This is a genomic window from Streptomyces zaehneri, assembly GCF_032248645.1.
Lineage (GTDB): Bacteria > Actinomycetota > Actinomycetes > Streptomycetales > Streptomycetaceae > Streptomyces > Streptomyces coriariae.
Genome location: NZ_JASTTJ010000023.1, coordinates 85,702 through 98,818, shown reverse-complemented (window position 1 = coordinate 98,818; position 13,117 = coordinate 85,702). Strand labels below are relative to the sequence as shown.

The 13,117-nt window shown below is 72.5% G+C and carries 12 protein-coding genes; 8 read left to right on the top strand and 4 right to left on the bottom strand.

Translation table 11 applies throughout. The features are described 5' to 3' along the window. The first annotated feature begins 176 nt into the window (after positions 1 to 176). From QQM72_RS31450 to QQM72_RS31440, 3 genes are all read left to right on the top strand, one after another. Entirely contained in the window at positions 177 to 719 is a 543-nt protein-coding gene (locus QQM72_RS31450) for a sigma-70 family RNA polymerase sigma factor (RefSeq protein ID WP_314224231.1), read from the top strand. Then, the gene (locus QQM72_RS31445; RefSeq protein ID WP_314224230.1) at positions 716 to 1,534 is read left to right on the top strand and encodes an anti-sigma factor; all 819 of its coding nucleotides are present in this window, start codon (positions 716 to 718) and stop codon (positions 1,532 to 1,534) included. Before QQM72_RS31450 ends, QQM72_RS31445 begins: the two co-directional genes overlap by 4 nt. A gap of 126 nt (positions 1,535 to 1,660) precedes the next feature. Continuing rightward, positions 1,661 to 1,942, top strand: coding sequence for a hypothetical protein (locus tag QQM72_RS31440; RefSeq protein WP_314224229.1), 282 nt, complete (start codon positions 1,661 to 1,663; stop codon positions 1,940 to 1,942). 35 nt (positions 1,943 to 1,977) lie between these two features. Here QQM72_RS31440 and QQM72_RS31435 read toward each other — a convergent pair whose 3' ends face one another. From QQM72_RS31435 to hmgA, 4 genes are read right to left on the bottom strand one after another with little or no spacing between them, the layout of a single operon-like run. Next, positions 1,978 to 3,186: a CaiB/BaiF CoA transferase family protein gene (locus QQM72_RS31435; protein ID WP_314224228.1), complete on the bottom strand. Its 1,209-nt coding sequence runs from the start codon at positions 3,184 to 3,186 to the stop codon at positions 1,978 to 1,980. Positions 3,187 to 3,195: 9 nt separating this feature from the next. Next, positions 3,196 to 4,341, bottom strand: coding sequence for a type ISP restriction/modification enzyme (locus QQM72_RS31430; RefSeq protein ID WP_314224227.1), 1,146 nt, complete (start codon positions 4,339 to 4,341; stop codon positions 3,196 to 3,198). 25 nt (positions 4,342 to 4,366) lie between these two features. Further along, on the bottom strand, positions 4,367 to 5,116 hold the full coding sequence (locus QQM72_RS31425; RefSeq protein WP_314224226.1) for a GntR family transcriptional regulator: 750 nt from the start codon (positions 5,114 to 5,116) through the stop codon (positions 4,367 to 4,369). Positions 5,117 to 5,142: 26 nt separating this feature from the next. Then, a complete protein-coding gene (gene hmgA, locus QQM72_RS31420; RefSeq protein WP_314224225.1) occupies positions 5,143 to 6,483 on the bottom strand; it encodes a homogentisate 1,2-dioxygenase in 1,341 nt (446 codons plus the stop codon). Between the two features lie 177 nt (positions 6,484 to 6,660). Between hmgA and QQM72_RS31415 the strand changes: the two genes are divergently transcribed. The 5 genes from QQM72_RS31415 (at position 6,661) to QQM72_RS31395 (ending at position 13,089) form a co-directional block, all read left to right on the top strand. Beyond that, complete coding sequence (locus tag QQM72_RS31415; RefSeq protein ID WP_314224224.1) at positions 6,661 to 7,182, top strand: hypothetical protein; 522 nt, start codon at positions 6,661 to 6,663, stop codon at positions 7,180 to 7,182. A 91-nt stretch (positions 7,183 to 7,273) separates the two neighbouring features. Further along, positions 7,274 to 7,891 carry a TetR/AcrR family transcriptional regulator gene (locus QQM72_RS31410; RefSeq protein ID WP_314224223.1) on the top strand — a complete coding sequence of 206 codons (618 nt, stop codon included), beginning with the start codon at positions 7,274 to 7,276 and terminating at the stop codon, positions 7,889 to 7,891. A gap of 139 nt (positions 7,892 to 8,030) precedes the next feature. After that, entirely contained in the window at positions 8,031 to 10,268 is a 2,238-nt protein-coding gene (locus QQM72_RS31405) for a molybdopterin oxidoreductase family protein (RefSeq protein WP_314224222.1), read from the top strand. 141 nt (positions 10,269 to 10,409) lie between these two features. After that, entirely contained in the window at positions 10,410 to 11,831 is a 1,422-nt protein-coding gene (locus QQM72_RS31400; RefSeq protein ID WP_314224220.1) for a CitMHS family transporter, read from the top strand. A 19-nt stretch (positions 11,832 to 11,850) separates the two neighbouring features. Then, positions 11,851 to 13,089 carry an MFS transporter gene (locus QQM72_RS31395; protein ID WP_314224297.1) on the top strand — a complete coding sequence of 413 codons (1,239 nt, stop codon included), beginning with the start codon at positions 11,851 to 11,853 and terminating at the stop codon, positions 13,087 to 13,089. Positions 13,090 to 13,117 lie beyond the last annotated feature (28 nt).

Below are 13,117 nucleotides of genomic sequence, written 5' to 3'. Positions count from 1 at the left end.
CAGTGATACGGAGCGGGGGGTGGGTTCGGATTGGTCGAATCCCAAAAACTTTTTCTTTCCTGCTCACCCGCGTTTTCGGCGCTTCGATACGTACCCCCCATCCGGAGGTGTGTTCGTTGCGAATGCCTGGTGTGACGGGGCGGCCCGGGTGCGGCGGCCGCAGGGAGGGGGACCGCATGGAGGCGGACGAGCTACTGGTGCTCGTGGCTGGGGGCGACCAGCGCGCATTCGAACAGCTCTACGGACTGGTGTCGGGGCCGGTGTTCGGGCTCGTGCGCCGGGTCGTCAGGGATCCCGCGCAGTCGGAGGAGGTCGCCCAGGAGGTGCTCCTGGAGGCCTGGCGCTCGGCCGGCCGGTTCGACCCGAACCGGGGCAGCGCCCTCTCCTGGATCCTCACCCTCGCGCACCGCCGCGCCGTCGACCGGGTGCGCAGCGCCCGTGCGGCCGTGGACCGTGAGCAGCGCGAGGCGTCGCGCTTTCACGACCCCGCCTTCGACCAGGTGGCCGAGGAGGTCGAGGCGGGCCTGGAACGCCAGTTGGTCCGCCGCTGCCTCGACCGGCTGACGGCGCTCCAGCGTCAGTCCGTCACCCTCGCCTACTACGACGGCTACACGTACCGTGAAGTGGCCGACCGGCTGAAGCTGCCGCTGGGCACGGTGAAGACCCGGATGCGTGACGGACTCACGCGGCTGCGCGACTGCCTGGGAGGTGCCGCATGAGTGTGCTCGGCCTGTTCCGCCGCGAGGACCTGCACTCGCTGGCCGCCCCCTACGCGCTCGACGCCCTCGAATCCGACGAACGCCGCCGCTTCGAGAAGCATCTGACGGGCTGCGACCGCTGCGCCGCCGAGGTGCGGGCGCTGGCCGAGGACGCCGTCCGGCTCGCCTGGTCCCAGGCCGCGCAGCCACCGGCCCATATGCGCAGCCGGGTGCTGGCGGCCGTGCAGAGAACGCCGCAGGAGTCCTCCCGCGCGCCGGCGAGGGGGCGCGCGCCCCAACTGCCGCCGCACGTCTGGGGCACGCAGCCGCCGCCGGGACGCTCCCGAGCGCCCCGCGCGCGCCGCCCGCTGTTCGTGCCGTTCGCCACGACCACCGCCGCGGCGGCCCTCGTCGTCGCCTCGCTCTTCGCCGTGCAGGCGGGCCGCACCCAGGACGAACTGAACGCCGAGCGCGACCGGGCGCGTGAGATCGCCCACGTTCTCGCAGCTCCCGACGCGCGGGCGAGCACCGGGAAGGACGCGCAGGGCCGCAGTATCGGAGTGATCGCCTCCGCCGGGGAGGGGGAGGCGGTCGTCACCCTGAGCGGATACGGAGAGCTGCCCACCGGACAGGCGCATCAGCTGTGGCTCATGCGCCCCGGCGCGCAACCGCGCTCCCTCGGGCTCTTCGACGGCGACACGCCCCTGGTCGCCACCGGCCTCGACAAGGTCGCCACATCACTCGCTGTGACCGTCGAGCCCGACGGGGGATCACCACAGCCCACTACAGAGCCAGTTGTCCAACTCACCCTGAAATCGGTCGGATTCGGAGAGTGATCGAAGAGGGGTCGTCAACCCCCTTACGGGGAAGGTGAATCCTGTGAGCTCGATACACGTGTGCCTCGACGGGGCGATAGGGTTACCCTGCCCGGGCCGGGTGGACTCGTACGGGTGGGGAGTGACATGGAACAGATAACGATGCACAGCAGGGCGCGGGTCCCTGCGATCACCTGCGGGAGCAGTGCGACCAGTTCGCGCCTCGACCGCCATCTCTCGGTGCTGGCGGGCCCCGCCATACCGCAGCGCGAGACGCTCGAGGCGACCTCGCTCATGCGGGAGCTGACCGCGCGTGAACCCGCGCGTGACCACGGCCCCAGGACGGCGCGGGCACGGGTGAGCCGCGTCTCGCTCTTCGCGCCGCTGCGCCGACTGCGGCGTTCACTGTTCGGAGGCAACAAGCACTGACCGGCCGGCGCGTCCTCACGTACTGAGTCCCGCGCTCAGGCGGCCACACCGTCCCGGCGCAGCGCTGCGATATCCTCGTCCGTCATCCCCACGGCACGCAGCAGCGCTTCGGTGTGTTCCCCGAGCGCGGGCACGTCTCCCATCCGTGCCTCCGTCCCGCCCGGCAGCGTGATCGGGGGCAGCAGTGCCCGCAGCGGTCCGACCGGCGTCCCCACCTCCCGCCACCGCTCACGGGCCGCCAGCTGCGGATGTTCCGCCAGTTCGCGCAGATCCCTCAGGCGTGCGCACGCGATGCCCGCGCCCTCCAGCCGCGCGAGCGCCTCGTCGGTGTCCAGGACGCCCAGCGCCCCGGCCACCAGCGCGTCCGTGCGCTCCCGGTTCACCACCCTTGCCGCGTTCGTGGCGTACACCGGATCCGTCCCCGCGTCGGGTCGGCCGAGGACCTGTTCGGCCAGCCGTCGCCACTCCCGGTCGTTCTGCACGGACAGCAGCACCCGACCGCCGTCGGCGGTGGGGTAGGCGTCGTAGGGCGCGATCACCGCGTGCGCGAGGCCGGTGCGGGCCGGGGCGGCGCCGCCGTGCATCGTGTGGTGCAGCGGATGCCCCATCCACTCCGCGAGCGCCTCCAGCATCGACACCTCCACCGGACCGCCCCGCCCGGTCGTGCCCCGCCGCACCAGCGCCGCCAGCACGCCGGAGAAGGCGTACATGGCAGCGGCGATGTCCGCCGCCGGGATCCCCGCCTTCACCGGCTGCTCGGGCGTCCCGGTCACCGACACCAGCCCGGCCTCGCACTGCACGAGCATGTCGTACGCCCGCTTGTCCGCGTACGGCCCGCTCGCGCCGTACCCGGAGATGTCGACGGCGACCAGCCGCGGATGCGCCGCGCACAGGGTGGCCGCGTCCAGTCCCAGCCGGGCCGCCGCCCCCTGCGCGAGGTTCTGCACGAACACGTCCGCGTCGGCGATCAGCCGCCGTACGACGTCCAGGCCGCGCGGGTCCTTGAGGTCCAGCGCGATGGACTTCTTGCCCCGGTTGCACCACACGAAGTGCGAGGCGAGGCCGGCGGCGGCCGTGTCGTAGCCGCGGGCGAAGTCACCGCCGTCGATCCGCTCGACCTTGATCACCCGGGCGCCGAGATCGGCGAGCTGGCGGGTGGCGAACGGGGCCGCGACCGCCTGCTCGACGGCGACGACGGTGAGGCCCTCCAGGGGCGGCGGCAGCGGCGGGGGGCTCAGGTCCATGGGGGGATGCTAGATCAGGGCGAACTGGCCCTCCGGGCCCTCCTCGTGGTGGTCGAGGACCGTCGCCGGGTGCCGGACCTGGTCCGGCACCGGCAGGACGCCCGCCGCGCGCAGCTCCTTCGCGGTGACCGTGTCCGGCACCGTCAGCTCCTCCTGCCGGGCGCGCGCTTCCGCGAACAGCGCCAACACCGTGATCAGTTCGAGGAGTTCGGAGGTCCAGGCCTGCGGCCAGGCCGTCGGGCGGATCGCGGCCAGGGTGCCGGGACCGGGCTCCGCCGTCCGGGCCGCGAACCACTGCTCCAGGACGCGGACCCCGCCCGCCGTGAAGTCCCAGGCGGCGGCCGGGACCGGGGAGACCCGGCCGGCGTCGAGGTGCAGGGTCTCCTCGTCGCGGTCGTAGTGCAGTGTCAGGGGCCGGCCGGGCAGCGGGGCGCGTACGTAGGGGCGACGGCCGCCGGGGAGCCGGGGGCGGTCGCCGTCGCGGCGCAGCAGCCACAGGGCGCGGCGGCCCAGTTCCACACCCCGGGCCCAGAGTCCGGGGTCCCGGGTGAGCGGGACGGTGAGATCGGGGCGGGCGGCGGTCAGGGTCCAGGCCAGGAAGTCCACCGGATCGGGGGAGTGGCCGAGGTGCTCGAGCAGGCCCGGCGCCAGGTTGGGTTCCACGCCGCCGGGGCGCCGGTACAGCGGGCGGATCCGGCCGGGGCGCGCCAGCGGCATCAGGGCGGTCGCGAGCAGCGGCGGGCCCGGCGGGGACGGCGTCTCCACCACGAAGACCTGGTGCTCGTCCGCCACCCGCCACAGCTCCGGGCGGGCCGCGTCGATCAGCCGGTGGTCGGGGATGAGCCAGTGCTCGTCGAAGGGCCCGGTCAGTACCCGGACCGGCTCGGGGCAGGGGCCCGAGGCGCGGACGAGCCGCTCGGTGCCGCCGGGATGCCCGGGCAGCTGCCCGACCGCCGTGTGCAGGGTGCGTGAGCGGGTCGGCTCGAACAGCGCCTCGCGGCCCGGTCCCTCGGTCTTCACCAGGGCGTCCCAGCGGGCTTTCAGGGAAGCCGGGTCGGGGTCCGTCGGCCACCCCCGGCCGAGCCGCGGCGGTGCGACGGACCACGGCATGAGGTCCGCCAGCGGCGGAGCGTCGTCGGGCGTCACGCTGGGCATCGTACGACGGGTGGCCCGTGGCCGGTCACGTCGCGTCGAGGGTGACCGAGAAGGAGAAGCGGTCGCCCCGGTAGTGGATGACGGCCACGTCGAGGACCTGTCCGCCGGTGTCGTGGATGACGCCCGTGTAGTGCAGGATCGGGCTGAGCAGCGGGACCCGCAGCAGCTGGGCGGTCTCCGGGTCCGCCAGCCGGGCCTCGACCGTGTCCGTGATCCGGCCGATGTCCACGCCCGTGAGGTCCCGCAGCACCTTCGTCATGGGCCGGCGGACCAGGTCCTCGGGGTCGATCCGGGCGGCGATCTCGGGACGGACGTAGTTGCGGGCGTGGTTGGTCGGCTCACCCGTGTTCTCGTCGCTCCGCAGCCGGTGGTAGGTCGCCACCTCGGCCAGGTCCGGGAAGTGCTCGGCGACTTCGGCGGGGACGGAGGTGCGGCCGTGGCCGAGGAGTTCCGTCGTCATGGCGGACTGCTGGGCCACGATCGCGTCGACCGAGCCGAGGAGCCGGACCGGGGCGCCCCGTCGCGCGCTCGGCTCGATGAACGTGCCCCGCCGTCGGTGCCGGCTGATCAGCCCCTCGTCCTCCAGCTCCTTCAGCGCCTGCCGCATGGTCAGCACGCTCACCCCGTAGTGACCCGCCAACTGCTCCTCGGTGGGCAGTCGGAGCGGGTCCTGCGGCGAGCGGCCGAGTATCGAGGCGCGCAGCGACTGCGACACCTGGTACCAGAGCGGCAGCTTTCGGGTGAGGACGATCGAGTCCGGCGCGAAGGAGGTCACGGGCTATCCGTACCGGTCGGCATCGTTCAGTGCAATGTTCCGTCGGAGGGACGGAAGTGGCGTTCGAGACCCTGCCAGACGTCGTCGTAGTGCTGCTGGAGGTGGTCCGCCCGGGCCGCGTGCGGGGTGAGGGCGATCGGCCAGCGGGTCTCGAACATGAAGGCCAGCCCGTCGTCGATCTTCTGCGGCCCCAGCTCGGCGGCGCTCGCCCGGTCGAAGGTCTCCCGGTCCGGGCCGTGCGCCGACATCATGTTGTGCAGCGAACCGCCGCCCGGCACGAAGCCGCCCTTTCCGGCCGTCTTGGCGTCGTACGCGCCCTCGATCAGGCCCATGTACTCGCTCATCACGTTCCGGTGGAAGTACGGCGGCCGGAAGGTGTCCTCGCCGACCAGCCAGCGCGGGGCGAAGACCACGAAGTCGACGCCGGCCAGACCGGGGGTGTCGGACGGGGCGGTCAGCACCGTGAAGATCGACGGGTCCGGGTGGTCGTAGGAGATGGTGCCGATGACGTTGAAGCGGCGCAGGTCGTAGACGTACGGCACGTGGTTGCCGTGCCAGGCGACCACGTCGAGCGGGGAGTGGTCGTACGTCGCGCTCCAGAGGTGGCCGCAGTACTTGTTGACGACCTCCACCGGGCCCTCGACGTCCTCGTACGCGGCGACGGGCGCGCGGAAGTCGCGGGGGTTGGCGAGGCCGTTGGCGCCGATCGGGCCGAGGTCGGGGAGGCGGAAGGGGGCGCCGTAGTTCTCGCAGACGTAGCCGCGGGCGGAGGCGTCCAGCAGGTCGACGCGGAAGCGGACCCCGCGCGGGATCAGCGCCACCTCGCCGGGCTCGGCGTGCAACTGCCCGAACTCCGTGCGCAGCAGCAGTCCGCCCTGCTCGGGGACGATCAGCAGCTCGCCGTCGGCGTCGCTGAACACGCGTTCCATGGAGGCGTTCGCGTGGTACAGGTGCACGGCCATGCCGGTGCGCTGGGTGACGTCGCCGTTGCCGCCGAGGGTCCACAGGCCGGCGAGCAGGTCCGTGCCGGCCGGCGGCTCGGGCAGGGGGTCCCAGCGCAGCCGGTTCGGATCGGGGACGGTCTGCGTGAAGGGGCCGGTGCGCAGCGCGCCGTCGTCGGCGCGGGTGAACGCCGGGTGCGCGGCCGACGGGCGGATCCGGTAGAGCCACGAGCGGCGGTTGTGGGCGCGGGGCTCGGTGAACGCCGTACCGCTGAGCTGTTCCGCGTACAGGCCGAGGGGCGCGCGCTGCGGTGAGTTCCGGCCGTCGGGCAGGGCCCCCGGCACGGCCTCGGAGGCGTGCTCGTTGCCGAACCCGGAGAGATAGGTCAGGCCCTCGGCCGTCTTGCGTGCGTCCCCGCTGCTCATGATCGCTCCCTCCGGCGCCCCGCGGGTGCGCCTGCTGATTCCTATGCATCACCGTAGGATTGCGATTTCCCCGGCGCAAGAGGTGCGCCGGTCCTCCTCCTGGAGGACGATCAAGACGGCCGGAACCAGACTCCAGGGGGATCCCGCGTGTCGGTCCGTTGTTCTACGCTCCCCCGCATGTCGTGGACGCGCGGAAGCCTCGCCGTGCCTGCGGTCTGTGTCCTGCTGCTGGCCGGATCCGCGGGCTGCGGCACCGGTGACGCCCATGAGCGGGGGGACGCGTCGACCGCGGCGTCGGTCTCCCCCTCGCCGGTGGGCAAGGTCCTGAAGGACACGGACGACGAAGGGCGGCACTACCGCGAGGTGGAGAAGAAGGGGGCACCCGAGGTCGGTGTCGAGGTGGAGCCCGAGGACGACGGCAGCTGGGACGTCCGCCTGAAGGTGGAGAACTTCCGGTTCACGCCCACGGCGGCGAAGGCGGGGGCGGCCCACGGCCGCGGCGCCGCCCGGCTCTACGTGGACGACCAGCCGGTCGCCGACCTGCGCTCCCCGTCCTACCGCATCCCGGCCGGCTACCTGCCGCACGGCACCCACCAGGTCACCGCCCGGCTGTACGCGGACGACGGCACGGTGTGGGCGGTGGACGGCAAGCCGGTGGAGAGCACGGCGTACATCACGGCGTCGGAACCCTCGCCCTGAGCGTGCTTCCCCGGCGCCCCCCGTTGAGTGCATCAGGCATCTTTCTCCGTACCGAGGGGTGAGGTTCACCCCGCCGCGACGGAAAGGCATCATGAGCTCCGTGCCCCAAGCGACATCGCTCCGTCGTGCGCCCGTGCAGCGGCGCAGCGCCGAACGGCTGACCAGAATCCTCGACGCCTGCGCCGACCTGCTGGACGAGGTCGGCTATGACGGCCTGAGCACCCGGGCCGTCGCCGAGCGCGCCGGCGTCCCCATCGGCTCCGTCTACCGCTTCTTCGGCAACAAGCGGCAGATGGCCGACGCGCTGGCGCAGCGCAACCTCGAGCGCTACTCCGAGCGCGTCACCGAGCGGCTGAAGGGCGCGCGCCGGGGTGACTGGCGGGCCGCCGTGGACGCCGTGCTCGACGAGTACCTGGCCATGAAGCACACCGCTCCCGGGTTCTCCCTCGTCGACTTCGGCAACCAGATCCCGGTCGGTGCCCGGCACGCGGAACCCAACCACCGGGTCGCCGACCGCCTCACCGACCTGCTCTCCGACTATCTCGTCCGCGAGCCCGACGACGACCTGCGCCGCACCTTCCTGATCGCCGTGGAGACCGCGGACACCCTCGTCCAGCTGGCCTTCCGGGTGGATCCGGAGGGCGACCCGAAGGTGATCGACGAGACGCGCGAGCTGCTGCGGGCGTATCTGGCGCGGACCCTGGACTGAGCCGTCCGGCACGGGTGCCGGAACGAGCCGCTCGCGAGTTCGCGCCGTCACCCCGAGACCCCTCCCCTCCGTCCATACCGGTCGGTATGCTCGGTGGCAGCCCGTGCGTCATCGCTGCCGCCACGCTTCAGGAGGACCCGTGTCCCGCACCGCCCTGCGAATCTGCCCGTTGTGCGAGGCCACCTGCGGGCTGACGCTCACCATCGAGGGGACGAAGGTCACCGGCGCCCGCGGTGACCGGGAGGACGTCTTCAGCAAGGGCTTCATCTGCCCCAAGGGCGCCTCCTTCGGCGCCGTCGACGGCGACCCCGACCGGCTGCGGACCCCCCTGGTGCGCCGGGACGGCGAGCTGCGCGAGGCCACCTGGGAGGAGGCCTTCGACGCCGTGGCCGCCGGGATCCGGCCGGTCGTCGAGCGGTACGGGGCGAACTCCGTCGGAGTCGTCCTCGGCAACCCCAACGTGCACACCATGGCCGGCGCGCTCTACCCGCCCGTGCTGATCGCCGGCCTCGGTACCCGCAGCCTCTTCACCGCCTCCACGGTCGACCAGATGCCCAAGCACGTCTCCAGCGGCCTGCTGTACGGCGACGCCAACGCGATCCCCGTGCCGGACCTGGACCACACCGACCATCTCCTGCTCATCGGCGCCAACCCCCTGGAGTCCAACGGGAGTCTGTGCACCGCCGCCGACTTCCCCGGCAAGCTCAAGGCGCTCAAGGCCCGCGGCGGCACCCTCACCGTCATCGACCCGCGCCGCACCCGCACCGCGAAGCTCGCCGACCGGCACATCCCGATCCGGCCGGGCACGGACGCGCTGCTCCTCGCCGCCATGGCCCAGGTGCTCTTCGAGGAACTCCTCGTGGAGCCCGGCGAGTCGGCCCCGCACCTCGAGGGGCTCGAGGAACTCGCCGAAGCGGTACAGGACTTCACCCCCGAAGCGGTGAGCGCCGCCTGTGACGTGGACGCCTCGCTCATCCGCACCCTGGCCCGCGAACTCGCCGCCGCCCCCACCGCCGCCGTCTACGGCCGCATCGGCAGCTGCACGGTCCCCTACGGCACCCTCGCCAGCTGGCTCGTCGACATCCTCAACATCCTCACCGGCAACCTGGACCGCCCCGGCGGCGCCCTCTTCCCGCAGGCCGCCACCGACCGCACGCCCCGGCCGGCCGGCCCCGGCCACGGCTTCCGGCTCGCTCGCTGGCACTCCCGGGTGAGCCGGCACCCGGAGGCCAAGGGCGAGCTGCCGCTGTCGGCGCTCGCCGAGGAGATCGACACCGCTACGGCGCAGGGCGAGCCGATCCGCGCGCTCGTCGCCGTGGCCGCCAACCCCGTCCTGTCCGCCCCGGACGGCGACCGGCTCGACAAGGCGCTCGACTCCCTCGACTTCATGGTCAGCGTCGACCCCTACCTGAACGAGACCTCCCGCCACGCCGACGTCGTGCTGCCCCCGCCGCCGCCCTCGCAGAGCCCGCACCACGACTTCGCCTTCAACACCCTCGCCGTGCGCAACCAGGTCCGCTACAGCCGCCCGGCCGTCCCGCTCGAGCCCGGCCGGATGGCCGAGACCGAGATCCTCGCCCGGCTGACCCTGGCCGCCACCGGCATGCACGGCGCCGATCCGTCCGCCGTGGACGACCTGGTCATCGGCCAGACCCTCGGCAAGGCGGTGACGGAGCCGCACTCGCCCGTGCACGGCCGCGACCCGCACGAGCTCGCGGCCGCGCTCACCGGCGAGAGCGGTCCCGAGCGACGTCTCGACATGATGCTGCGCCTCGGCCCCTACGGCGACGGCTTCGGCGCCCGCCCGGACGGACTCGGCCTCGCCCGGCTGCTCGCCCACCCGCACGGCATCGACCTCGGGCCGCTGCGCCCTCGCCTGCCCCAGCCGCTGAAGACGCGCAGCGGGCGGATCGAACTGCTGCCGCAGCCGATCGCCGACGATCTCCCACGGCTGCGGGAAGGCCTGAAGCGACGGCCCGACGAACTCGTCCTGGTCGGCCGGCGCCATCTGCGGTCCAACAACAGCTGGATGCACAACGTCCCCGCCCTCACCGGCGGCACCAACCGCTGCACCCTGCACATCCACCCCGAGGACGCCGAACGGCTCGGCGTGCGGGACGGCGCGCCGGTACGGGTGAAGGGCGCCGGGGGAGAGGTGACCGCACCGGCCGAGGTCACCGACGGCGTGCGCCGGGGCGTGGTCAGCCTGCCGCACGGCTGGGGCCACGACCGCCCCGGCACCCGCCTCGGTCATGCCGCCACCGACCCCGGCGTCAACGTCAACCAGCTCCTCGACGGCAGCCTGCTGGACCCGCTGTCGGGCAACGCCGTTCTCAACGGAGTACCGGTGGAACTTGCCCCCGTAACGCCCCGCTGAGCTGAGCAAAGCTGTGACCTGGAGTTTTGCGCTTATTGCTCGCACGTCAACGTCTTGTTAACACCGTTTGAACGGACCTAACGTCAACCCACCGCCGACCCCCAGGTGGGATGTTCAAGGGCGAACGTTAGGTATCCACTCATGTTGACCATCCTCGGCTTCGCCATGATCGCGACCTTCCTGGTCCTGATCATGCTGAAGAAACTGTCGCCGATCGCGGCGCTCGTGTTGATCCCGGCACTGTTCTGCGTCTTCGTCGGGAAGGGCGCCAAGCTCGGTGACTACGTCATCGACGGCGTCACCAGCCTCGCCCCCACGGCGGCGATGCTCATGTTCGCGATCGTCTACTTCGGTGTGATGATCGACGTCGGCCTCTTCGACCCGATCGTTCGGGGCATCCTGAAGTTCTGCAAGGCCGACCCGCTCCGCATCGTCGTCGGTACGGCGCTGCTCGCCGCGATCGTCTCCCTGGACGGTGACGGCTCCACCACGTTCATGATCACCGTGTCTGCGATGTACCCGCTGTACAAGCGCCTGAAGATGAGCCTGGTCGTGATGACCGGTGTCGCGGCGATGGCCAACGGTGTGATGAACACGCTGCCCTGGGGCGGCCCGACCGCCCGTGCCGCCACCGCGCTGAAGCTCGACGCCAGCGACATCTTCGTGCCGATGATCCCGGCCCTGGCCGTGGGCCTGCTCTTCGTCATCGCCCTCTCCTACGTCCTCGGCCGCCGTGAGCGCGCCCGGCTCGGCACGCTGACGCTGGACGAGGTGCTGGTCGAGGAGAAGGAGACCGAGACGGTCCTGGTGGGCGCCGGCGGCTCCGGCGACGGCAAGACCCCCGTCCGCAAGGGCGGTTCAGGCTCCGGCTCCGGCACCGACGCTGCCGCGCGGGACGCCGAGGACGCCGAGGACGACGACTTCCAGGGCCTCGATCCGCACCGGGCCACCCTGCGCCCCAAGCTGTACTGGTTCAACGCGCTGCTCACGGTCACGCTGCTCACCTCCATGATCATGGAGTGGCTGCCGATCCCGGTGCTGTTCCTGCTCGGCGCCGCGCTCGCCCTCAGCGTCAACTTCCCGCACATCCCGGACCAGAAGGCCCGCCTCGCCGCCCACGCCGACAACGTCCTCAACGTCTCCGGCATGGTCTTCGCCGCCGCCGTCTTCACCGGCGTCCTCCAGGGCACCGGCATGGTCGACCACATGGCCACGTGGATGGTGGACGTCATCCCCGCGGGCATGGGTCCGCACATGGCCCTCGTCACCGGCGTCCTGAGCCTGCCGCTCACCTACTTCATGTCGAACGACGGCTTCTACTTCGGCGTCCTGCCGGTCCTCGCGGAGGCCGGCGCGGCACACGGCGTCTCGCCGCTGGAGATGGCCCGCGCCTCGCTCGTCGGCCAGCCCCTGCACATGTCGAGCCCGCTCGTCCCGGCCGTCTACGTCCTCGTCGGCATGGCGAAGGTCGAGTTCGGCGACCACACGCGGTTCGTGGTCAAGTGGGCCGCCCTGACCTGCCTGGCGATCCTCGGCGCGGGCATCCTGTTCGGGATCATCTGAGCCGACCTTGGAGGAACTTGTGAGGCCCGGCGGGAACCGCGGCTGGCTGATCCGTCTCGTCATCGCCTTCGGCTTCGCGCAGGGGGCGGTGTCGATGGCCCGGCCCGCCGTCTCCTACCGGGCCCTCGCGCTGGGCGCGGACGAGCGGGCGATCGGCGTCATCGCGGGTGTGTACGCGCTGCTGCCGCTCTTCGCCGCCGTACCGCTCGGCCGCCGCACCGACCACGGCCGCTGCGCGCCGCTGCTGCCGGTCGGAGTGGTCCTCATATCCGGCGGCTGCCTGCTGAGCGGAGTCGCCGGCTCCCTCTGGACGATGGCCCTGTGGAGCGGGGTGATGGGCCTCGGTCATCTCTGCTTCGTCATCGGCTCCCAGTCGCTCGTCGCCCGCCAGTCCGCGCCGCACGAACAGGACCGCAACTTCGGTCACTTCACCATCGGCGCCTCCCTCGGGCAGCTGGTCGGCCCGATCGCGGCCGGGGCGCTGATCGGCGGGGGCGACATGGTGGCCGGCAGCGCACTCGCCCTGCTGGTCGCGGGCGCCGGCTGCGCGGTCGCGTTCACCTCGCTGTGGCGCATCGAACACCGCGACACCATGCACAAGTCCCGTACGGAGCAAGGCGAACGCGTCCCCGTCGGCCGCATCCTGAACGCCCGGGGCGTCCCCGCCGGCATCCTCATCAGCCTGTCCGTGCTGTCCGCCACCGACATCCTCACCGCCTATCTGCCGGTGGTCGGCGAACACCGGGGCATCGCGCCGTCCGTCGTCGGCGTCCTGCTCAGCGTCCGGGCGGCGGCCTCCATCGCCTGCCGGCTCGTCCTCACCCCCCTGCTGCGGCTGCTCGGCCGGACCCTGCTGCTCACCGTGACCTGTCTGCTGGCGGCCCTGCTGTGCGCCGCGATCGCGCTGCCGGTGCCGGTCTGGGGACTGGGCGTGATCCTCGCGTTGCTCGGCTTCTGCCTCGGTGTCGGGCAGCCGCTGTCCATGACGACGGTCGTCCAGGCGGCGCCCGACGGCGCCCGTTCCACCGCGCTCGCGCTGCGCCTCACCGGCAACCGGCTGGGCCAGGTCGCCGCGCCCGCCGCCGCGGGGCTGGTGGCCGGGGTCGCGGGGGTGGCCGCGCCGTTCGTGATGCTGGGGGTGCTGTTGCTGGTCTCGTCGGGGGTGGCGGTGCGGTCGCGCGGGGCCGCGCAGGCGGAGGCGGCCGTGCCCCGGCGGCGCCGGTCCGGATCGGGGTTGCGCCGGTCGAGCGATGTCTGACGGCGCGTCGGGTGGCGCTCCCACAGTC